Origin of the sequence: Butyricimonas muris, from assembly GCF_046365375.1 — a bacterium.
GTDB lineage: Bacteria > Bacteroidota > Bacteroidia > Bacteroidales > Marinifilaceae > Butyricimonas > Butyricimonas muris.
The window spans coordinates 10883-34594 of sequence record NZ_JBKEIT010000010.1 but is presented as its reverse complement, the minus strand read 5'-3'; the positions used below and the strand labels follow the sequence as shown (position 1 = coordinate 34594).

Genomic DNA, 23712 nt, shown 5'->3' with positions numbered 1-23712 from the left:
ATCATTTACTTTATTTGAGAATTAGGATTATATTCGGTTTCCGGCAAAGGAAGAATATATACTTTCTCGTCAGCCGTCCCATTACCCCAAAGCATACTTGCCGTTCCGGTTCTCTTGTAGGTATAGAACATCTGCCCCTCTCCATAAAACTCCCGGCGATACTCGTTCACGATCTCCTTGGGAACATCGTTCAAGGAAGAAAATCCCGCTTCATTCAACACCACGTTATGAGCCAACATGTAATCCGTATACCACCCGTTTATCTCATCCAAATCGGAAGATGTTTCCATAGCAATCAAATAAACTTCGGACATACGCAACATCGGAATAATCTGATAATACAGCATTTGATTTTCAGCATCATCCGCGAAATAATACTTCGTGATCGCCGCATATAGGCTAGCCGACGCATCTTTCACGTTCCGGTTCCAGCAATTCAAATATCTGTTATGCGAACCCGTATTCTGTCCCGCGTACAAATCTGTCAACATCGAATGGGAGACAACCAAATGTCCCGAACCAACCTGCACGTCTGTCTGATTTCCAAGCAAAAATTCCGTCGAGTAGGTTTTCACGTTATATTTACTGAGATACAACAGGCATTCGGACGGACAAGTCTTATACCCTTTTGCGATATCCGTTTCGCCACTCATTGTCATGACAGGTTTTCCATCCACACCTTTGGCGTCTATAATTCCTTTCGCCAACGCGTAAGCCTTTTCTTTTTTTCCCAAATAAAGGTACATTCTAGCTTGAATTGCTTTCACCGCCCAATAGTTCATTCTAGCTTGACGATAATACATATAACTGTCATTCAATTCATTCCCGCTTACAGAATTCAAGTTGGAGAAAGTATATTGAAACACCGGATCACTATCTTTCAAGAAAGATTCCGCTTTAACCAAATCGCTTTCTAGTTTTGCCACGTAAGCATCGAAACCATAGTAAGCAGGCATTTCGTCAATAGAGGTAGTTTCAGAATAGGGTAATTCAACTTGTTGGCTTGCTCCTTGCGGCATCTGCCCGAACAAGCGAAGCACATCCAACTGACAAAAAGCACGGATGGCGTAAGCCTCTCCCGTAATCACGGCACGAGCCGCCGGATCTTCGATGACATCACCATTTTTCTCGGCGTACTTAATAATCATATTAGCCTGAGCAATCACGTTAAACAACCCGGCATATATCGTTTTGATCGCGGCCTTAGAATAATCACTCGTGTAATTATGTTCCATCAAATCATTATCCTCGTAACGAGTCGAATTACGGAATTGATACCAAAGATTTGCCAATGATTCGATATTAGACATTGTCAATCTCTCCCCATAAATATCTTGACCGGCTAAACTCATGTAACAACCCGTGAGAGCATCCTGAAATCCCTTGTACGTGGTAAACAAGTCTTTGTCTTTCTGTTCCGTGTCCGGCCGCACATCCAACCAATCATTACAGGAAACGGAAAACAAAGCCATGACTACCGTTATGATATATAATCTTTTCATAAATACAGTTTTTAATATTACATGTTAGAATAAGAACTTAATATATCCTTGAATATTACGAGCATACGGGTAACTGGTTCCGCGCTCCATTTTAATGGATGACAAATGCAGAATATCAGACATATTCACGCCAAAAGTGATAGAACCGGCACGAGTATATTTCTGAACCCAAGGAGAATCCCAACGATATTGTATCCCGACAGAAGATATCTCGAACACGTTATCATTCATCACGAAACGGGATGTCGCACGAGTTTGGGTATTACTCAGTTGCTTGAAGAACGTCACGTCACCCGCTTGAAACCACCGGGCTTTTAGCACACGGGCGTCCACATTTTGGCTAGTCAAGGTATTTTTTGTCACCTCCACCTTGTTCAACAAAGTTTCATTATACGCTTTACCTCCCCAGTAATAAGAACAGGCAACATTCACCGTCAACCCTTTCCACATGAACAGGATACTACCGTTCCCCCGGTATTTCTGCTCTTTCGCACCCAAATACACCTTATCCGACGGCTTCCAAGTATCCGTGATATTTCCGTCCTTATCAAGAAAAATCTCGTTACCCGTACTTGGGTCAATCCCCAAAGAACGAACAGCATAAATAGCGTTTTGCGGGCGTCCCTCGTAGAACAAGTTGCTCACGTCCACGTCCTCTTGTAAATACAATTCATTCTGCGCCTTAATCGCCTCCGAAAGTTTCGTGATACGATTCTTATTATATACCAATTGCCCGCTAAACATCAAAGTAACCTCCCGCTCATAATCACGAATAGCATACCCGCTCAAAGCCAACTCCCAACCATTATTCTTCACCTCCCCAACATTCGCGATATAAGAAGAGTAACCCATGGACAATGGCAAATCCATACTGGAAAGAAGATTTGCAGTCTTTTTCGTGTACACGTTCAATTCACCTTTCAAACGCCCTGCCCACAAACCAACTTCCATGCCTACATTCAACTCGTTCGTTTTTTGCCACGTTAACCTCGGATTTCCCCATCCTTGCAGAATCGCCCCGTTCCAATTCATATACTTGTTATCCGTGGAATACTTGTAAGTTGTCGATGCCCCGGTAGATGACCCCTGCTGCGAACCTGTTTCACCGTAAGACCCCTTCAACCTCAGCATGGTTATTACCGGATGACCTTGCAAGAAAGACTCGTTATGCAAATTCCATCCGATACCGGAACTCCAGAACGGGGCATACTTCTTGTCACTCCCGAACGTGGAACTACCGTCAACCCGGTAAGCCAAATCCACGTAATAACGACCGTCATAAATATAATTCACGTTCCCGGTCAACCCGAAACGGCGGGTACTTGTTTTCAATCCGTTAGGAATCCCGTCTTTCATATATTGTCGGGCATTCCCCAGAAAACTCATATCTTCACTCGAGAATCCTTCCAACTCAAAACTATACGAACGAGATTGAGTCTCCGCCAATGACCAATCAATACCCACGGACAAAAGATGTTTTTCCGCAAAAGTTCTATTATACGTCATCGTGACATTTCCGCTGTAACTATACTCTTTCCCGGTTCCGTAGCGATATAACCCTCTACGAAAAAAACCTTCATCCGTGGCATATTCCGCTTTTTTATCCCCGGTTGTGAAATAAGAATGCTCTGCCGGTAAGAAATAATCACTACTATTATCCGTGCTGGAAATACCTAATTGCCCCCTCAGCATCAATCCTTCCATAATATTCCACTCGATCGAGAAATTATTAGTCAATGATTGATATCCCGTTTTATCAAAAGAATTTAACGAGGCATCATACAACGGATTCTGCCTATCCAGATCACTATAACGAAAACCGTCAAAATAACGCACGAGATTACCGTTCTCATCATACGGCGCATCATACGGCTGTTGTTCTGCATAAGTACTGAACGAACCATACCTGCTTTCGCGTCCCCGATTCATCCCGTAAGACGTGTAATTCTTGAAAATCAAATTATCAATCGTATACATCAACGTGATCGAACCATTGAAATTACGCCGGGAAGAACCTTTCATCGCCCCGACTACATTTTTATACGCCAAAGAACCGCTCCACCGAAATTGTTCACTTCCCCCTTCCATTCGCAAATTATAATGAGATCCCACGCCCGTGTGTAAAGGCTTACTCAACCAATCCGTGTCAACCCCTGCAAGTACAGCCTTCAAACGCTTGTTATATCTTTCCGTGTATCTCACGTCATTTCCCGGTAAAGAAGACTCGTACAACCCGGACATCTTTTCCAACTGAAGCTTCTCTGCAGCATTTAACAGGTCATAAGAACTTAAATCCGGCGCCTCGATATCCATCCCAATCTCCGCGTTAATCCTCAATTTACCTGCCTCCGGTTGTTTGGTAATTACCACGATCACACCGTTCGATCCCCTTGAACCGTAAATAGCCGTGGCCGCCGCATCCTTCAATATGTTGATCGATTCAATCTCATCATCATTATAGTCCATCAATTTCTCCAGCGTGATCTCGAAACCATCCATGATAATCAAGGGAGTATTAACAGCATTAGATGCACTCTCGTTATACTCCTGCACGCTCACGGGCAATGAAGAATTACCCCGGATATTGATTTGAGGAATAGCGTTCGGGTTACTTCCGACCGCATTATTCACCATAAAATTCAACGATGCATCAATATTTTTTAATGTCTGCAACACGTTTTGTCCCTTGTACATTTTCAATTGCTCTGAAGTAATGCTTGAAACGGCCCCCGTATAACTTTCTTTCGCTTTCTTGAAGATACCGGTAACCACGACCTCATCAATCTCTGAGGTCTCATCTTCCAATGTCACGTTAATTACATCCTTGTCTGCATATACGACCTCTTTCGAAGTCATGCCGACAAACGAAAAGACCAGCACCGGTTTCTCCTGTCCGGCCGTCAACGTGATAGAATAATTTCCATCAACATCCGTGGCAACACCCAACGTCGTACCCTTGATACGCACGGTCACTCCCGGAAGCGGATTATTCTGCACGTCGACCACCTTCCCGGTAATCGTCAACTTCTTCACCTCTTCTTTTTTCGTTTCTCGTTTTATAACATAAACTCCGTCAAGCACCTCGCAAAAGAAACCCTTCCCTTTCAACACAGCATCAATAGCCTCTTTTACCGAAACATCTTTCAATGACACAGGACCACACATCACTTTTTCCAATTGATTCTCGTTAAAAATAATCTGTACTCCCGTCGCATCCTTAATATAAATCAGAACATCACTCAGCGGTTCCGATTTCACGTTCAACGTTACTGTTTTCGATTGCGCCAAAATGGCACTCGAAACAGTAAACGTTAATAACAGAATGAAAACAACGCGTAATTTCATGCCCGAAAACATTTTTCTTAAATTAACAGGAATACCTTGCCTGTCAAACCGATTTTTTTTCATACTTTTGATTGTTTACATGTTAACATTAATGTGAAACTTGTTAGAGGTACGAGTTTAGGTCGCCAAACTTACGACTCGTACTTTTTTATCTTTTCATAACCACAATACTCCGGCCTTTTATCTCAAACTTAATATCACACCCTTCTTCAAAAAAGCGTAATAAAGTTTCAATTTTGGCATAACGATTCAATGTCCCCGTGAAATACAACTTTTTCAACGTCTCATCACTAAACGAGATATCCACGTTGTACCAACGCATGACATCATTCATGATCTCATTCAAAGGACAACGTTCGAAACGGAATTGTTTACTTTTCCAAGCAATCTCGTTATCAACCTTCACTTCCTGAACAACCGGATTCCCGCCATTTTCATAACTGATCTGGAACCCCGGTTTGATTTTTATATAATTCTCCTTGTCGTCCTTCTTGCAAAATCCCACGCTTCCCTCCACCAAAGTAGTTTTTATCTCCTTTTCCCCCATGTACCTCTTCACATTGAATTCCGTCCCGTAAACCCTTACATTTCCCAAATCTGTTTCCACCACAAACGGACGTTCCGTATCATGCGCCACCTTAAAATACGCTTCTCCCGAAAGAATCACCCGACGTTCCCGTCCCTTAAGATTCACGGGGAATTTTAATTCCGAATCCGCATTCAGCCAAATCTCACTCTTGTCACTCAATACCACATGATACTCACCCCCCTTGGGAATAATAACCGTGTTGTACGCCAACTCACCTGCCTCCCCATCCCCCATGAAAGTGATTTTTCCCTCGTTTCGTATAATTTCCGCCACCCCTATCGCCAATCGAGCCGTGTCTGTCGTTTTATCCAAGTTTACATTCGTCCCGTCAGCCAGTACTAGAATTGCTTTGCTCTCCCCCGGGGTAATCTCTGCAACCGTTACATTTTCCTCCTCTATTGCCCGATTCTCTATCATAAATATTCCCCCGATACCCAGTAATAACACAACCGCAGCACTCCAACCCAACCATTTCCGACGTAAAGTCAAACGCCGTTGTCGTTTCTGCTCTTTCAACATGCTATCCAATCGCAACATGACTCTCGGCATATTCGTTTCGTGTACCACATCCTCATTCCATTCGGCAACCATCCGTTCATAATACTCCCGATGCTTCCAGTCTGTCATCCATTCTTCAAAAGATGCTTTTTCCTCTTCTGACAGCTCCCCGTTCATGCTCCGCACGAGTAAACTCCAATCTATGTATTCATCCTGTTTCATATATCCGTGTTTCAATTTTCAAGTATAATATCCACACAACTCCAAAACGGGGGACAATATTTTTATCTTTTTTGTCAAAGAATCGAGAATATAAATAAATTTGTAATCAAAATCCATTTCACATGAACGAAGAAATAAATATCAATGAACTTGGAAAAAGAATCAAAAGGCGAGATGAAGAAGCCTTTCGTGTCATGTACTTGGAATATTTCTCAAAATTCCAACATTACGCCATGCGTTACCTTTACGACTGGGATGAAGCGGAAAATCTTGTACAGGAAGCCTTCTTCACGTTATGGTGCAACTTGGACAAATACAATGAAAACCGTAATATCATCGCTTACTTGCTCACGATTGTCAAAAACGCTTGTCTGAAATATATCCGTGATCTTAAAATTCACGACAATAACCAAGACAAGATGATCGAAGCCATTCTCTTTTCTAACCTCCCGGACGAAGAACCGGACGAAAATCTGCATCGCCGTTTGAATCAAATCCTCACCCAATTACCGGAAAAACAAAAAGAGGTGCTATTAAAACACGCAGTAGAACACAAGACTCTCCCTTCTATCGCCAAAGAGCTGGATATCGCCGAATCAACCGCAAAAACACATTATAAACGGGCTATCGCAATCCTGCGCAAAAACTTACAATTTATCATCTTTGGATTTTAAAAAGAAAGACTTGACAGCAAAACACCATCAAGTCTAACCGTACCCCCGGGCAGAATCGAACTGCCATTTAAAGTTTAGGAAACTTCCGTTCTATCCGTTGAACTACAGGGGCTCCTAATCGAATTGCAAAACTAATCGAAAAAAACGTTAGTTCCAAATAATATTTTCAATTCACAAATCCGCAGATTCAACTCTCCAATACAACTTTTCAAGTCATTTTTTTCGAAAAGCCTCAAATACATATATAAATCCGTTCAAGTATAAAAAAAGCTACCAGCCAAATTGCCGATAGCTTTGCTATGAAAAAAGATCCTCACCAAGTTCTCCATCATCGTGCAATCATTTTCCGACAAATCTCCCCTAATTCTGCCGTCCGTTGTTCAATACACCGGAATCATCTTCTATCACGTACACTCCCAGTTCATTAGCATTAAAAGCACCTTCCGGACAAATCTCTCGTCCGTTTTCATAAATCTTCCCGTCAAATTCACCCTTCCCGTTCATCCATTCCCAAATTTCGGGATACACGTCTTTTATATGTTTCATCTCTTGCGGGTAATTAAACCAATCTTTACCACACACTTGATTGTTTTTGTCTTTATATTGCATTCCCGTTTCGGTAATCACCAAACCGTAAGGCAATTTATCCTTATCCAAAGATTCTTTCAAGTGATTCACGGATAAAGCGTATATTCGAGTCCCACCGTCCACTTCAATAAACCATTCTACTCTCATAGCCCCTTCCCCGTTAATCTTGGATATATCCCAACTTCTTATCGTGGAACCGAGAAAGGTTCTATTCCGGTCAAAATTTACTTCATTGAACATGACATTGAGAAACCCCTCATACTCTTTGTCATCCTGCTCTTTCCCGTAATTGAACATTTGTTTTCGGCAAGTCTTGTCTTTCGTGATCAGGCCACTGAAGATTTGCTTACTTCCTTTATAAACGTCACATCCCAACTTTATCTCTTTTGTAGAACCTAACGCAACCGGTTGTACCCCGAAGCCAAAGATGTTTCCCGATTGCTGGTATTTCACGTGAATCACGAGATCATTATAATCATAGTCACCCACCCAAGAATCCTCGAAACAAATCACTTGAAACAATCGGAATTGATTTTCTCCTACAATATTCGGGAATTTATCATCAAAACCTCTGGACAAACTTCTTCCCCCAAGATCTTCATTCTTATCCACGTAAGAAACTTTTGCCTGCACGCCTTTAGGAACAAGTATCGGAAACTCCGAATACCCAATGGCTACCGTATCTTCTCCCACGGTTACTATAGTTACTTTCCCGTCCTTCACCGGAACATTAAATTCTTCCGTTGTAATAAAACGAGAAACATCCTCCTTTGTAAGGTCACTTTTTAAGCCGTCGGAACAGGCTCCGAACATTACTCCGGCTACCAAAACAGATAAAACTTTTCTCATACACACCTTTTTAATTAATTACCTGAGACAAAGGTATGAATTTTATTTCTTTACCGGAGTCACTTTTAAGATGTAATTGTCGAAAAGTATGCTATTTTGTTATATTTTAAAACACACAGCTGACACTAATAACCTTTATTCCCGTGTGTATCACTCGTTATCTCCGCTTGTCTAAAAATTAAATTATTACTAAAACAGCCTTAAAACATCGAAATTGAAAGTTTTGCAATCGATTTTATTAAAAAATTGATATGAAAAATTTTATTTCAAAAACTTATTATTAACTTCGCAACACAAATACATAACAGCGTATATTCACTTTAAAACAGATAAACATGGTTAGCGACTACAAAGAAATTCTATCAGACAGCGCCAAAGGAATGAAGCGCTCTGCTATCAGGGAGTTATTAAAGTTAACTCAAAAACCGGAAATCATTTCTTTCGCCGGGGGACTTCCCGCCAAAGAATCTTTCCCGTTAGAACAATTACAGGAGATTTCCGCGGAAGTAATCGCCACGGATGGTGCTGCCGCTTGTCAATACGGTTCAACCGAAGGTGTTCCGGAATTATTGGAAATTCTGGCTCAACGTTATCGTGACCAAGGATTAAGTTTTGTTACCAAAGAAAATATCACGATGACCACTTCTTCTCAACAAGGATTGGACTCTGTTGGTAAACTTTTCTTGAATCGCGGAGATAAATATATTTGCGAATTGCCCTCTTATCTTGGTGCTTTAGGTGCATTCAACTCTTACGGCGGCGTTGGCGTAGGAATCCCTCAAGATGAACAAGGTATGAGTGCCGTGGAATTGGAAAAAACTTTGGCTGAAATGAAGGCTAAAGGTGAAAAACCGAAATTTATTTATCTGATTCCGGACTTCCAGAATCCCGCCGGTATGACTATGCCGGAGGCCAGAAGAATGGAAATCCTGAGCATTGCCAAGAAATACGACATCTTGATTATCGAGGATAGCCCTTACCGCGAATTACGCTTCACGGGTAAACCGCAACGTATGTTGTATGATCTGGACAAGGGTGAAGGTAACGTGATCACGTTGGGAACTTTCTCTAAAATTTTCTTACCGGGATTCCGTATGGGTTGGGTTCTCGCTCACCCGATGGTAATCGACAACTTCGTGAAAGCAAAACAAAATACAGACCTTTGTACTTCCGCGTTCTTGCAAAAAATCACGGTGAAATTCTTCCAGAAGAACTACTTCGATGCCAACGTAAAGAATATCGTTGAAATGTATCGCAAGAAACTGGAGGCCATGTTAGGTGCTTTCGAAAAATACATGCCGGAAGGTGTTACATGGACTCGTCCGGAAGGTGGTTTGTTCTTGTTCTTGAACTTGCCGGAAGGATACGACGCTGAAGAATTGTTCCAGATCGCCATCGAGAAAAACGTGGCATTCGTTCTCGGAACCGTGTTCTTCGTGAACGGTAAAGGCAAAAACACCATGCGTATCAACTTCTCGTACATGAGCGAGGAAATGAACATCGAAGGTGTGAGAAGACTTGCCGAATCTATCAAAGAATTGTACGCAAGACATAAATAATTTAGAATTTAAAATTTAAAGTTTAGAGTGGAGTATATGAACAAAATTCATATATTTCACTCTAAATTTTAAAACTCAAATTTAAATGAAAATAGTTATTCAAAGAGTTACACGTGCCAGCGTCACGATCGAGCAACAATTGTTTTCTTCCATAGGAAAAGGAATGCTTATATTGGTGGGCATTCAAGCTGACGACACGGATGAAGACATCGCGTGGCTCTCTTCCAAAATAGTGAACCTTCGTATTTTCGATGACGAAAACGGAGTAATGAACAAATCCATCTTAGAAACGAGTGGTGAAATCCTCGCCGTCAGCCAATTCACACTGATGGCTCGCACGAAAAAAGGCAATCGTCCATCGTATATTGACGCCGCTCCACCGGCAATCTCGATTCCCTTGTACGAAAAATTTGTCTCGGTATTAAGCCAAGAACTTCATAAACCGGTGCAAACCGGTCAATTCGGTGCAGATATGAAAGTAGAACTCATCAATGATGGTCCGGTGACTATTATTATTGATAGCAAATCCAAAATTTAAAAATGAAATGACTATTTTTGGGACTTTCAAATTAATTCACTTTTAAAATTATAACACTTTGGATGTTGCGGAATTACAAACAGCAGTAGACGCATGGATCAAGACGCATGGAGTCAGATACTTCAGCGAGTTGACGAACATGACGATTCTCGTGGAAGAAGTCGGGGAATTAGCCCGGGTGATAGCAAGGAAGTACGGGGAACAATCCTATAAAGAAGGAGAAGTAGATAATTTGGCCGAAGAACTAAGCGACGTGTTGTGGGTCTTGGTGTGTCTGGCAAATCAAACAGGGGTGGATTTGAACGAGGCCATAAACAATAATTTTGCCAAAAAAACAGCAAGAGATGCTAATCGGCACAAAAAAAATCCCAAACTCTTTAAAGATTAACCACATTTATCCTACTTTTGCCTACAAATGCGTAAACAATAAAATATATCATGTGGACTAAGATAGCAGGGATTCTTCTTCGTAACCGGATTGCCTTTATTACAGGGATCTTGATCATAACCATCTTCATGGGATTCCAAATTCCAAAAGTGGAAATGTCTTACGAATATGCCAATTTGCTACCAGCCACAGATAGCGCCTATCTGGATTACATTGATTTTCACGAGAAATTCGGTCAAGAAGGCAATGTAATGGTTTTTGCCGTTCAAGATTCGAACTTCTACCAGTTGGATAAGTTGAATGACTGGATTGCCATGTGTGATAGTTTAAAGGCTTTGCATGGAGTCATTGCCCTAGTGGATATTACGCATTCATATAACTTGCAAAAGGACACTCTCAACAAAAAATTCGAGATTCATCCCATTTTTCCGAATCGTATCAAAGATCAGAAGGAACTGGACAGCCTTGTCAATATTATTGAAAACTTACCCTTCTACGACGGGACGCTTTTTAACAAGGCGAAAGATATTTACGGGATGATGATTTCGGTTTCCGCCGATGTGATGAATTCTCCGGCACGGGTAGGACTGGTAAAGGATGTGTTGGAAATCACGGAAGAGTATTCAAAGAAATATAACATACAGATGCATTATTCGGGGATGCCTTACATCCGGGTAATCAATGCCGAGAATATCAAGGGAGAAATGTACATGTTCATTTTCTTGTCCTTGCTGATTACCACGTGCATCTTGTACCTGTTTTTCCGGTCGTTCCGGATTATCGGCTTCTGCTTGTTGATTGTACTGATTTGCGTGAGTTGGACGGTCGGCGTCATGGCTATGCTGGGGATTAAAATTACTCTGCTGACCGCCATGCTTCCACCATTATTAATCGTGATCTGTATACCGAATCTGGTATTCATGATTAACAAATTCCACGCGGAATACGATCGACACGGTAACAAAATCAAGGCATTGCAACGCATGATTCAAAGAATCGGAAACGCTTCTTTCTTGAGTAACTTGACAACGGCTGCCGGATTTGCCACGTTTATCGTGACTTCCAGCCAAATTCTGGTAGAGTTCGGTATCACGGCATCTATCGGTATCGCCTTTGTTTACTTCGTGTGCCTCATCATGATTCCCTGTGGATTCAGTTTTATGCCTGCCCCGGATAGCAAACAAATCAAACATCTGCATAACAAATTAGTAAATAATACAATAGATCGTGTCATCCAACTTATTCTAAATCGCCGAAACGTAGTTTACGCCATAGCTATCGTGATAGTCATTCTAGGTGGAATAGGGATATCCATGATAAAATCTACCGGCTATATGGTGGATGATTTGAAAGAAACAGATCCTATTCGTCAAGACCTTTCCTTTTTTGAAAAGAATTTTGACGGACTGATGCCGTTGGAAGTAACTGTCGATTTCAAAAAACCAAAGCAGGTTTTAAATTTACCTAATCTCGAAAAACTGGATAGACTCTCCAAAGAATTAGCCGAAGATGAAGATGTATCCAAGCCTATTTCTATCGTGGAAGTAATCAAGTTTGCCAATCAAGCCTTTTATAACGGCAAACCGACTTATTACAAACTTCCGACCAATATGACGAAGAATTTCATCCTGAAATACGCTTCACAATCCACGGGAGAACTTGGTAACCAAGCCAATTCATTTATTGACTCCACTCTCCAGCGAACGCGGTTAAGTTTCCGGATTAAAGACATCGGCACCAAGAAAATGCAGGAAAAAGAAATTAAACTGTATGAAATCGCGGAGAAGTATTTTCCAAGTGATCGTTACACGGTGAAAGTGACAGGTTCAAGTATCATTTTCTTTAAAGGAACCCAATATCTTGTATTCAACCTTTTTACCTCACTTGCCTTGGCCATTCTTCTGATTGCCCTCTTTATGGCGTGGATGTTCAAGAGCAAACGTATGGTACTCGTGGCATTGCTCCCCAATATTATCCCGCAAATCATCACGGCTGCCATCATGGGGTATTTCGGAATCCCCATCAAAGCATCCACGATACTGGTATTCAGTATTGCCTTTGGAATCTCGGTAGACGGAACCATTCACTATCTGGCCAAATACCGTCAGGAATTGCAGGGAACGAACTGGAGTATCCGTTCCTCCGCAGTGTTGGCCTTGAAAGAAGCGGGACAAAGTATGATATACAACGCTATCATCCTGTTCTTCGGCTTCGGCATCTTCGCCCTTTCCGATTTCGGGGGAACCGTCGCACTGGGAATCCTAGTATCGATCACCTTGCTCGCCGCCATGCTTTCCAACTTGATCCTCCTCCCGTCACTCTTGCTGACGCTGGATAAACACACCACGAACAAAACATTCCAAGACCCAAAAATTGATATCTTCTCGGAAGAGGAAACGAAAGAAAAATAGAGAATGCGGAAGCATCATATCAGCTTCCGCTCCTTCAAATCCAAATAACTATTGATACTGTTCACGGTGAGGGCTTCCGGTTTGGAAAGAATCACTCGGATACCCATTTGGCTCAATTCCCGCACCATTTGTCGTTTCTCCATGGCAAATCCGGCGGCAATGGTTTCGAAATAGACATCTTTGACACCACGTACAGGACGTTCCAAAGCTTTATTCAGCTCCGAGTTTTCAAATAAAACAATCAATACCAAATGTCGGCTCGCCAGTCGTCGCAAAGCCGAAAGATGACGCTGCATTCCGGTTACGGTGTCGAAATTGGTAAAAAGGATTAACAGACTACGTGTCGGGATTTGTCGGACAACCGAAATATATAATTTCTCGAAATCCGACTCTTGATAATGTGTTTCCAACCGATAGAGGGATTCACTGATTCTATTCAATTGTCCCACCCGATTATCCGCTTTCACACAATTCCGGGAAGTATTGGAAAACGAGATCAATCCTGCCCGATCACCTTTTTTCAATATCACGTTGGACAATGTCAGAATAGTATTAATTGCATGATCCAGCATCGTCATCCCGTTAAAGGGGGATTGCATGGTACGACCTTTATCCGCGAGGCAATAAATCTGTTGCGAGCGTTCCTCCGTGTAAGTATTTACCATTAAATGGTTATGCTTTGCCGTGGCTTTCCAGTTCACGGTACGGGGATCATCCCCCACCACGTAAGGCTTGATCTGTTCGAACGCCATATTTCCCCCCAACGCACGGGTACGCATTGCACCATTCTCCGGGTGATAATTCCCGTAAGCCATTAACTCGTACCGGTGCATCATCATAAACGACGGGTAAACGGCAACCTCCCGTTCCAAATCAAAAGAGTAACGCCTTTCCACCAGCGACAAACGGGTAGATATAAAAGCCCGAACCTTGCCGAACCCGTATGCGCCCCGTTTGGTTGGGCGCAAAGTATAATTTATTCCCTGCTGCTCGCCGGGCATCATATTTAAAGAGAAAGAAATATGCCGATTCTGGAACTCTACAGGAATCTCGTCTATCAAACGGCAATGCACCCCCACGGGATAACGATTCCGAACCTCGACACGAACGGGATTTTCCTCCCCGTTAGAAAGCTTGTCCGAAACAACACGGGAAGCCTCGAATCCTTGTTTATAACGGTACAAGGTTATCAACTCCAATAACACCATCACCGCGTACATGAGCAAAGCCCCCGCCACCCATATCAATAGTAAAGGAAAGACATAAGCCATCACGAGGGCAAAAATGCCCAACAGCAAACAGGTGAAAAAACGCCCGGTCAGATATGTATCTTTAAATACTCGCACTATCTTGGTACTTCTATTTTAGAAACGATTTGTTGTATAACCTGATCGACTGTCACACCTTCCAACTCTTTCTCGGAAGACAGCTGCACCCTGTGCCGCAACACGGGAGCCACCAGTTGCAACACGTCATCCGGGGTCACAAAATCTCTTCCTTGGATGGCCGCGAAAGCCTTTGCTCCATTCATCAAAGCGATAGAAGCACGCGGAGAAGCCCCCAAATACAACCAGCCACTCTTGCGGGTAGCGTAAACGATATTCACGATAAACGTTTTGATCTTCGGATCAACCACCACTTGAGACACGGATTCCCTCAACTCCCGCAACATATTGACATTCAGCACGGGTTCCAGCGTGTTCCAAGCCTTGATTGCTCCACGGTCATGCAATTCAAGCACCTCAACCTCTTCCTCCGCGGACGGGTAAGTCACGTTTATCTTGAACAGGAAACGGTCTAATTGTGCTTCCGGCAACCGATAGGTCCCCTCGTGCTCGATCGGATTCTGGGTACCGACCACGATAAACGGGTAGTCCATCTTGTATTCTACCCCGTCATTCGTGATCTGCCGCTCTTCCATCACCTCGAACAAAGCCGCTTGAGTCTTTGCCGGGGCACGGTTGATCTCGTCCACGAGAACAAGATTGGTAAATATCGGTCCTTTCCGGTACTCGAAACGTCCTGTCGCGGGAATAAATACCGAGGTCCCCAAAATATCGCTCGGCATCAAATCCGGCGTAAACTGTATCCGGTTAAAATTCACGTCCAGCATCCGGGACATGACCTTCACCATGAATGTTTTGGCGATACCGGGTACCCCCTCGATCAGAATATGTCCGTCAGCCAACATCGCCGTCAACAACAAATCCGCCACTTCCCGCTGTCCGACAATCACTTTGCCCATTTGTTCCCGAATCCGGGCAACCTTCTCGTGCAGACTCGTGAAGTCAATTCTGGACTCAAAATTTATCTGGTCTTCCATGCTTTTATCTTTTAGTTTTAAACAACTCTATATATTTCACTAATTCTCGTAACTTCTCTTCGTTCACGTGTTCTGTCTTCCGGATCAACAAAATCAAGTTCACCAACTTCTCCGTTTCCTCTTTCGGTACTCCCGAACGTTCCGCCAATAATACCGCGAACTCGGCGTTTAATTCATCTGTCCGTAACTTATAGTAATACCGGATTTCCTCCAAGAAACAATCTATCCGTTTATTAGCAATCGCCACGTGATCCCGGTGTTTATAATACAGGGAACTCACCACCCCGACAAATTCCAACGTTCTGTTCTCCGGGGGACGAATGACAGGAATGTACCGTTGCTCCCGCTTTGAACGGAACAACACGTACAAAATGCCACCCAGCAACAATAATATATACGCCCATTTCAATGCCGGATATTGAAGAAGTACCCGGAAAGGAGTAGCCTGTCCCTTGCGCTCGTTTTTCTGGTACTCGTCCCAAATCGCGTTCAGATCGGCAGGGAGAAAAGACAGTGCCTTCTGGTAATAATCGCCCGCCAAAGAATCCAACAAATAAAGATTCGTGAAAGCGACCGGATTCACGTGCAGGTAAAGCACCCCTTCACCATAAGGCAGACGGATAAAATTCGGCATCGTTACCGTATCCACGTATCCCAGTATTTCCCCGGCAAATGATTTTTCCAATTTAAAATACCGGTGTTTTACCCGGAAAGGATATGCCTTTCCAAACCCGCGGATGTAATCATTCCCTTCCCGAAAATCCTGTACTTCTTTTACTCCCGCGACAGATAACAACGTATCCGGTATATATTCTGCCGAAAGAAAAAGCGTGTTTCCCCCTCCCACGTAATCCAACAGAATATCAGCCTCTCCATTCGCATTTTTAAAATATCGGTTCACGAAGAAATATACTTCCGGTTCATCACTATCTTTCAGACGCAATCTCTCTCGCGGGGAAACCCGTGAAACCGTTGTCTTTCCTTCTGGGAACATATACGGCAAGGCGTCTTTCATGATATAAGTCCCGAAAGGTCCTTTCTTATCCACCGAGAAATTCATACTCCAATCCACGGGTTGCGGCTTATTTGCCTCGTAAATCGTGTAGACCGTCATTAGCGCTACCACGAGAAGGATGATCCACAAATTCTGCCTACGCTTCATTTCTCCACCTCCTTTCTGAAGTCTATAAAATATTGCCGGATATTCCGGTATGCCTCTTCGTCGACCGGAAATTCCCCGTAACAAACGTGATCGAATATACGGCTTAGATCTTCAAAAGTCCGGCTCCATTCCCGGTCACGTATCTCGTAAACATAGTCCCGATTGGTTTTGGAAGCTTCCCAACGAATCACCTGCTTCTCATCTAAAATTTGAAGCAACCCGGAATAACTTACCCGGACAGCGAGCGTGTAATCTTTTTCCTGCTCCGCCTTTACCAACATCCGGGAAAAAGTATCCCCGTCCTGCTCCCCGTTATAATCTCCCGTATCCGCGGCAAAAAGTCCCTCTCCCCTCTTTCTGAAAACCAAACTCTTCCGATATTTTATAAGTAAAATGATCAAACCGCCCGCCAAAAGAATCAAGATAATATATAACACGATATCCATGACCTGTGAAGAAGAATCAGACCATTTCATCCGGAACAACCGTTCCAAAATCCAACGTTTAATCCAATCCCACAACCCGGGAGCGGCAGACATATCCCTCTCGTAATCGAAATTAGCGTCATTTCTATATTTTTCCAGAAAATTGGCACCGGGGGAACGCGTCACCTCTTCCGCCAGCATCGTTCCCCGGCAGCAAACCAGTACAAACAGAATAATATATCTAGTCAGCCATCTCATCCGTTTTATTTTCAGGTCGAGTTCCCAATTCATCTATCCGGCTCAACAATGTCGTATGTTCCATCTCTTCCGACCGGGAGAAGAAGAACATCCCCAGCCCGATAAACACAATCGTGTGTAGCGTGTATTTTCCCAAGTAAGAAAGTAACAGCGTGAACGTCACCTCGTAAATTCCCGGCATTTCCCCCGTAAACGCTGAAGTTACGGTCAATGCCATATAAGGTATACTGAATACATAAGCAACAACTCCCACCAATAACTGCAAAACCACGGCATAACCGACAGTTCGCCACCAGTTCCCCTTCGTGATCGCCATAGCCCTAGACATCAAGGCATCAAAGCCGTTGTCCTTGATAATAATCAAATAAGTCCCGAAAGTCAAAGCCACCCCAAAATAAATCCCCGGTACAATCAGAAAAAGACATCCCACAACCACGATAATCATATAAAAAAGCGACCATACGATAAAGATTCCTAGTTTTCTCATCATCATGGCAAATACCTCGTTAATCGTAATCCGTTCCTCCACCCCTCCCCGGTAATGATCCCAATATACCCGAAGATAACAAATGGAGAACAGTTGCACCCACGCCACCATAATCATGGCAAAAAGTCCCGTCATCATGGAATTAATCATCATATTCCCGAAAGCATCCGTCGTTCCCAGATATTGTTGCGGATTATAAGTCATATCAAGCGCACCCAATAACAAATCCTTCATTAAAAACACAACCAACAGAATTACCGGAAACCCGATCACCGCGAAAGCCCGAATAAAAGGCACGAACTCCTGTTTCATAAAATTTATAGTTGCTGTTATCAAGTCCGAAAAAGAACGTTCCACGCTCAAATTAATCTTTTCCATGCAATTCGTTTTTATGTAAGTAATAAGGATAAACAATAAAATAACCGATCACGCCACCCAGCGAAAGGATAATCGCCGCGGCTCCCACGACAGGATAACTATCGGCATATCTCGTGATAAAACTTTCAATCCATCCGGCAATCACGAAGAAAGGAATCAATCCCGTGACAATCTTTATACCCCGCAACGCACCCTCTTTAAATGAATACATCCGTCGGTAAGTGCCCGGAAACAAGAAACTATTCCCCATAACCAACCCGGCTCCTCCGGCTATAATAATAGAGGTAATTTCGAATGTCCCGTGTGCCCAGACCGAAAGAACCGAATGTAACAGCAATCCCTGTTGGAAGAAAAAATACTGGAAAGCCCCGACCATCAAACCATTCGTGAAAAGAATCCACAAAGTCCCCGCCGAGAAAAGAATACCGAAAACAAAGGCGACAAACGACACTTTTATATTGTTCGTGGTAATCATCACGAACATATCCAACTCGTCCCCGGAAGCATAAATACCCATTGGCGTCCCATTCTCAATATTACTGATCGTTCTTTCCACGTAAGCATCTCCCAAAATAGAACGCACGAAACTCTCGTCATGTGCCGTGGAAAACACCCCGATTAATGCCGAGAACAAAAAGAGAAGCAACGCGAACAATAAAGTCCGTCGTTCCCGGTAAAGCAACAAGGGAAACTCGTGTCCCCAGAATGTCAACATCCCTCTACTCTCGGACTGTTCACCCTTGCCGTATATATTAATCTGGTAAACAGATATTAACTGATTCAGATACTTCTCCACGTCGCTTCCCGGGTAAAAAGTTTTGGCATAAGAAAGATCATCAGACAAAATCACGTAATTAGAGGCAAGCGTATCCGTGTTCAAACGTCCCACGTTCTCCATTTCCGCCCATTTTGATTTATTCCTATTTACAAACCGCGATTCTTTCATAATCCGTTTTCCACACGTTTTTTACTGTGCTAAAATTAATGCATTTCGAGAGAAAAACTGTATTTTTGTGAAAATATTTCCATAAAACATGAACATCTCTATCAATACCGCCCATAATGTAGCTATCAATTACACTCCCGCGGGAGTTATAGACCGTGTTTTAGCCACCATTATAGACTTTGCATTCCTGTTCGGGTTGCTATTCATGGGTGCTTTCGTGTTAGGCGCATTGAGTACTTTCATAGACATGGACTGGGCGATATTCATTCTTGTATTTCTATTATCTCTCTATCATTTAATTTGTGAATACGCGTTCAACGGGCGTAGCCTCGGAAAATTTACCATGCGTCTTCAAGTAGTCAAACTAAACGGTAAAAAACTCACATTCTGGGATTGTATGCTCCGTTGGGTATTCCGTTTGGTTGACATCACCATTTCCAGCGGAGCCGTCGCCCTTATATCCATCATTGTTTCCAAACACACGCAACGTCTTGGAGATCTGGCAGCGGGGACAACCGTAATTCGTCACGAGAGAAGCGTCACGTTAAAACAGATGAGCCAGTACGATGCCCCGGAGGAATACGAGGTCGTGTTTCAACAAGCCGCTCTCCTTTCCGACAAGGATATCAAAATCATCAAAGACATACTTCGTGAAGTAAACAGAAACAAAAATTACAGCTTACTTGCCCCTTTGGCAAAAAAAATTAAAGAGGTAACAGGTATTGAAACCGATATGGTACCTCTCGACTTTGTAAAAACCATTTTAAAAGATTACACGCGCTTGGCAAATGGCAATGACTAAAGACTCGCGTCTTTAGCCGCTACCGTCTTTATCTCTTTCAGTACGTCTTCCAATAATTGTGACGTTCCTATTCTGAAATACTTCGGACTAATCCATGCTTCACCCAGCACGTGTTTCACGATTGTCAAATAACGAATAGCGTTTTGCACTTTCGTGATACCCCCGGCTACCTTTATTCCGACCATTTTCCCTGTTTGAACATGGAATTGGCGCAAAGCCTCACAAATCACGTAAACCGCCTCCGGGGTAGCATTCATAGGCACCTTTCCCGTTGACGTCTTGATAAAATCCGCCCCAGCGTATGCCCCGAGCAGAGAAGCATTGAATATACTTTCTATCGTCTTCAATTCTCCTGTTTCGAGAATCACTTTCAGCACGACTCCGGCACACGCTTCCCGAATAGCAACCAACTCTTTATAAACTTGTTCGTAATTGCGTTCCAGCACCTCCCCCACGGGAATAACCACGTCAATCTCGTCTGCCCCGGCGGCAATAGCCTCCTTACATTCGGCCAACTTCACATCGAGAAATGTCTGCGCGGCAGGAAAACAAGCCCCTACCACGGTCGTTTTGATCGGCGTACCCGCCAACCCTGCTTTCACGACTGGAGCGAAACGGGGAAAAACGCAAACAGAAGCCACGTCCGGCAACGTATTCTTCTTGATTTTCTTTAAAAGTTCTGTCACAAAAGCAGTCACGGACTTTTCGGAGTCAGTCACTTTCAACGTCGTGTAATCCATACAAGAAACGCACAACTCGAAATTCTCGTTGCAATAAGCCGGAGCGATTTCTTTTTCAATCACGCCGTCCAACTCAAATTCGATACGATCTTCCAAATTTGAATACCCGTAAGCCGCCAATGTTTCCACTATATTCTCCATATACTTTAATTTATTACTTAGGCTCCTCCCCTACCTCCATCTTCCTTCATACGAAAAAAACACCACTGGGTTATGGCAATAACCCTTGTTCGTTTCCTAAAGCCAAGGCAAATTTACACAATGTTTGTGAGGTTTTAAAGTAAATCTCGCCCAAAATAATTAATTTTGGAAGGTGAAATTCAACCGTAATCTATAAGCTAAAGATAATAAAATATATGGCAACCAAAACAGAAGAACAAACGACCCCGTTAATGCAGCAATATTATTCGGCAAAGGCAAAATATCCCGACGCGATCCTGTTATATCGTATGGGTGACTTTTACGAAACCTTCGGCGAAGACGCCAAGCTCACCGCTAAAATTCTAGGCATCACCCTGACGAAACGTTCCCACGGCTCTCCCGGTGACGTCGAACTGGCAGGCTTCCCGTATCACGCCATAGACAACTACCTCCCGAAACTCGTGCGTGCGGGGCAACGTGTAGCCATTTGCGAACAATTGGAAGATCCCAAGAAAACCAAGAAACTCGTGAAAAGAGGCGTTATCGAATTGGTAACACCCGGTGTTTCCTACAACGAGAACACCATTGACAACAAAAATAACGTTTTTCTCGCTGCCGTTTATTTTACCAAGACCAAAGCCGGCCTCTCCCTTCTGGATCTTTCCACGGGAGAATTTCTCACGACGGAAGGCACCCCGGCAACCATGGACAAGATACTAAACAGTTTCCAGCCCAAGGAAGTTCTTTACCCCAAAGGCTCGGAAACCCGTTTCAACGAAATCTTCGGTTCTAAATATTACACGTACCCCATAGAAGAATGGTTCTTTGAAACCGAATCTTCAGCCGACCGATTGAAAAAACATTTCGAGGTCACCACCCTGAAAGGATTCGGGATCGACAAAATGGATTGCGGTATCTCTGCCGCCGGAGCCGTACTTTACTATCTTGATGCAACCAAACACGAGCTTGTCGGACATATCACCTCGATCTCCCGTATCGACGAATCGACCTGCGTATTGCTCGACCGGTTCACGTTGCGCAATCTCGAAATTCTGGACACGCTTCACGAGGGCGGACGTTCCTTGGCAGACATTATCGACAGAACCATCACCCCCATGGGCGGACGTACATTACGCCGCTGGCTCTGTATGCCCTTGAAAAATCCGGCAGAGATCAACGAACGTCTTGACATCGTGGAATGTTTCGTGAACCACGAGAACGAACGCTTGGAACTGGAACAAATACTTCGCACCATCGGCGATCTGGAACGTCTTGCTTCTAAAATTGCCGTCGGACGTATCTCCCCCCGGGAAATAGTTCAACTAAAAGTTGCATTACAAGCCATTAAACCGTTAAAAGAACAAGCCTTGTCTACGGGCAACGAGATTCTATGCAAATGGGTGGAACGACTGGATGATTGCGAAGAATTATACCAAAGAATAGAAAAAGACATCCGGGAAGACGCCCCCGCTTTACTAAGCAAGGGCAACGTGATCGCCGAAGGCGTGAACGCGGAACTGGACGAATTGCGGAATATCTCTTCCCACGGGAAAGAACTCTTGTTGAAAATGCAGCAACGGGAAATCGAAAATACCGGAATCCCCACGCTGAAAATCAGCTTCAACAACGTGTTCGGGTACTATATCGAGGTCACCAGAATCCACACGCACAAAGTTCCCGAAACATGGATCCGCAAACAGACGCTCGTCAATGCCGAACGTTACATCACCCCGGAATTAAAAGAATACGAGGAAAAGATACTGGGTGCCGAAGAACGGATTCAAACACTGGAAAGCGACATCTACAACGAACTCATGGCAAAGGCAACGACATATATCCGCCCTATCCAACAGGATGCCCGGATCATATCGCATATTGATGCTTTAATCTCGTTTGCCAACGTTGCCATAACTAACGACTACCATCGCCCGGAAATCAACGAATCATTCGTTATCGACATCAAAGCCGGACGCCATCCCGTGATCGAGAAACAATTACCCCCGGGAGAAAATTACATCGACAACGATCTTTATCTGGATAACGAGAAACAACAAATCATTATCATCACCGGACCCAACATGGCAGGTAAATCCGCCCTCTTGCGGCAAACGGCACTCATCGTCATCATGGCACAAGCCGGATGTTTCGTCCCCGCCGCATCTGCCAAAATCGGGTATGTCGACAAGATTTTCACCCGTGTAGGAGCCTCTGACAATATTTCCCTCGGGGAATCCACCTTCATGGTCGAGATGAACGAGGCGGCAAACATACTAAACAACATCTCCGACCGCAGTCTTGTCCTCTTCGACGAGCTGGGACGGGGTACCTCTACTTACGACGGAATTTCCATCGCTTGGGCTATCGTGGAATTCCTGCACGAGAATCCCAAAAATAGAGCTAAAACACTATTTGCCACCCACTATCACGAACTGAACGAAATGGAAAGTTCCTTCCCAAAGATCAAGAACTTCAACGTGTCGGTGAAAGAAATCAGCAACAAGATCGTATTTCTCCGCAAGTTGGTCAAGGGCGGCTCCAACCACTCCTTCGGAATCCAAGTCGGTAAAATGGCAGGACTGCCCCAATCCGTCATCAAACGCTCGTCCGAGATACTGAAACAACTTGAAAATGACCGTAATTCCAACGGAAACATACAAAAAAATGTAGCCAACATCGGCAACGAACGGGAAGGTATTCAATTAAGTTTCTTCCAGTTGGAAGACCCGGTGTTACTCCAAATCCGTGACGAAATCGCGGGACTCGACATCAACAGCTTAACCCCCTTGGAAGCCTTGAACAAATTGAACGAGATCAAGAAAATCACGGGTATCTAAAAGAGATAAAAGAATGTGTCAAAAGTCCATTCCCTTCTAAAACTCCTCCGTCT

18 protein-coding genes and 1 tRNA gene are annotated in these 23712 nt (G+C 43.6%); 7 read left to right on the top strand and 12 right to left on the bottom strand.

Annotated features, from left to right (window positions below; all coding sequences use genetic code 11):
* Window positions 1-5: 5 nt before the first annotated feature.
* The 3 genes from ACK8P8_RS15935 to ACK8P8_RS15925 form a co-directional block, all read right to left on the bottom strand.
* Window positions 6-1502 (bottom strand): RagB/SusD family nutrient uptake outer membrane protein, encoded by a 1497-nt coding sequence (locus ACK8P8_RS15935; RefSeq protein WP_186974852.1) that lies wholly within the window; start codon window positions 1500-1502, stop codon window positions 6-8.
* A gap of 24 nt (window positions 1503-1526) precedes the next feature.
* The gene (locus ACK8P8_RS15930; protein ID WP_303178197.1) at window positions 1527-4910 is read right to left on the bottom strand and encodes a SusC/RagA family TonB-linked outer membrane protein; all 3384 of its coding nucleotides are present in this window, start codon (window positions 4908-4910) and stop codon (window positions 1527-1529) included.
* An 85-nt stretch (window positions 4911-4995) separates the two neighbouring features.
* Window positions 4996-6156: a FecR family protein gene (locus ACK8P8_RS15925; protein WP_303178195.1), complete on the bottom strand. Its 1161-nt coding sequence runs from the start codon at window positions 6154-6156 to the stop codon at window positions 4996-4998.
* Window positions 6157-6278: 122 nt separating this feature from the next.
* Between ACK8P8_RS15925 and ACK8P8_RS15920 the strand changes: the two genes are divergently transcribed.
* Window positions 6279-6830 carry an RNA polymerase sigma factor gene (locus ACK8P8_RS15920; protein ID WP_099291294.1) on the top strand — a complete coding sequence of 184 codons (552 nt, stop codon included), beginning with the start codon at window positions 6279-6281 and terminating at the stop codon, window positions 6828-6830.
* Window positions 6831-6870: 40 nt separating this feature from the next.
* Here ACK8P8_RS15920 and ACK8P8_RS15915 read toward each other — a convergent pair.
* Together ACK8P8_RS15915 and ACK8P8_RS15910 are read right to left on the bottom strand one after the other, a co-directional pair.
* A tRNA-Arg gene (locus ACK8P8_RS15915) sits at window positions 6871-6942 on the bottom strand.
* A 248-nt stretch (window positions 6943-7190) separates the two neighbouring features.
* On the bottom strand, window positions 7191-8267 hold the full coding sequence (locus tag ACK8P8_RS15910) for a hypothetical protein (protein ID WP_303178192.1): 1077 nt from the start codon (window positions 8265-8267) through the stop codon (window positions 7191-7193).
* 335 nt (window positions 8268-8602) lie between these two features.
* Here ACK8P8_RS15910 and ACK8P8_RS15905 point away from each other — a divergent pair, with 335 nt between their 5' ends.
* The 4 genes from ACK8P8_RS15905 to ACK8P8_RS15890 all read left to right on the top strand — a co-directional run bounded on the left by ACK8P8_RS15905 (window position 8603) and on the right by ACK8P8_RS15890 (window position 13163).
* Window positions 8603-9826 (top strand): aminotransferase-like domain-containing protein, encoded by a 1224-nt coding sequence (locus tag ACK8P8_RS15905; protein ID WP_099291296.1) that lies wholly within the window; start codon window positions 8603-8605, stop codon window positions 9824-9826.
* Window positions 9827-9911: 85 nt separating this feature from the next.
* Complete coding sequence (gene dtd, locus ACK8P8_RS15900; protein WP_303178190.1) at window positions 9912-10364, top strand: D-aminoacyl-tRNA deacylase; 453 nt, start codon at window positions 9912-9914, stop codon at window positions 10362-10364.
* A gap of 58 nt (window positions 10365-10422) precedes the next feature.
* Window positions 10423-10752: a nucleotide pyrophosphohydrolase gene (locus ACK8P8_RS15895; RefSeq protein ID WP_186974856.1), complete on the top strand. Its 330-nt coding sequence runs from the start codon at window positions 10423-10425 to the stop codon at window positions 10750-10752.
* 50 nt (window positions 10753-10802) lie between these two features.
* Window positions 10803-13163 carry an efflux RND transporter permease subunit gene (locus tag ACK8P8_RS15890; RefSeq protein WP_303178187.1) on the top strand — a complete coding sequence of 787 codons (2361 nt, stop codon included), beginning with the start codon at window positions 10803-10805 and terminating at the stop codon, window positions 13161-13163.
* Window positions 13164-13177: 14 nt separating this feature from the next.
* Here ACK8P8_RS15890 and ACK8P8_RS15885 read toward each other — a convergent pair whose 3' ends face one another.
* From ACK8P8_RS15885 to ACK8P8_RS15860, 6 genes are read right to left on the bottom strand one after another with little or no spacing between them, the layout of a single operon-like run.
* Entirely contained in the window at window positions 13178-14509 is a 1332-nt protein-coding gene (locus ACK8P8_RS15885) for a DUF58 domain-containing protein (RefSeq protein ID WP_369859483.1), read from the bottom strand.
* Window positions 14509-15486: an AAA family ATPase gene (locus ACK8P8_RS15880; RefSeq protein WP_303178184.1), complete on the bottom strand. Its 978-nt coding sequence runs from the start codon at window positions 15484-15486 to the stop codon at window positions 14509-14511. Before ACK8P8_RS15880 ends, ACK8P8_RS15885 begins: the two co-directional genes overlap by 1 nt.
* Window positions 15487-15490: 4 nt before the next feature.
* Window positions 15491-16648, bottom strand: coding sequence for a DUF4350 family protein (locus ACK8P8_RS15875; protein WP_303178182.1), 1158 nt, complete (start codon window positions 16646-16648; stop codon window positions 15491-15493).
* Window positions 16645-17331, bottom strand: coding sequence for a DUF4129 domain-containing protein (locus ACK8P8_RS15870; protein WP_303178180.1), 687 nt, complete (start codon window positions 17329-17331; stop codon window positions 16645-16647). Before ACK8P8_RS15870 ends, ACK8P8_RS15875 begins: the two co-directional genes overlap by 4 nt.
* Window positions 17315-18196, bottom strand: coding sequence for a hypothetical protein (locus ACK8P8_RS15865; protein ID WP_303178178.1), 882 nt, complete (start codon window positions 18194-18196; stop codon window positions 17315-17317). Before ACK8P8_RS15865 ends, ACK8P8_RS15870 begins: the two co-directional genes overlap by 17 nt.
* Entirely contained in the window at window positions 18183-19142 is a 960-nt protein-coding gene (locus tag ACK8P8_RS15860) for a stage II sporulation protein M (protein ID WP_303178177.1), read from the bottom strand. Before ACK8P8_RS15860 ends, ACK8P8_RS15865 begins: the two co-directional genes overlap by 14 nt.
* Before the next feature lie 88 nt (window positions 19143-19230).
* Between ACK8P8_RS15860 and ACK8P8_RS15855 the strand changes: the two genes are divergently transcribed.
* Window positions 19231-19944: an RDD family protein gene (locus ACK8P8_RS15855; protein WP_303178175.1), complete on the top strand. Its 714-nt coding sequence runs from the start codon at window positions 19231-19233 to the stop codon at window positions 19942-19944.
* Here ACK8P8_RS15855 and deoC read toward each other — a convergent pair.
* Window positions 19941-20825 (bottom strand): deoxyribose-phosphate aldolase, encoded by an 885-nt coding sequence (gene deoC / locus ACK8P8_RS15850; RefSeq protein WP_227216959.1) that lies wholly within the window; start codon window positions 20823-20825, stop codon window positions 19941-19943. The two genes, ACK8P8_RS15855 and deoC, sit on opposite strands and share 4 nt — an antisense overlap.
* A gap of 215 nt (window positions 20826-21040) precedes the next feature.
* Here deoC and mutS point away from each other — a divergent pair, with 215 nt between their 5' ends.
* Window positions 21041-23659: a DNA mismatch repair protein MutS gene (gene mutS, locus ACK8P8_RS15845; RefSeq protein WP_303178172.1), complete on the top strand. Its 2619-nt coding sequence runs from the start codon at window positions 21041-21043 to the stop codon at window positions 23657-23659.
* Window positions 23660-23712 lie beyond the last annotated feature (53 nt).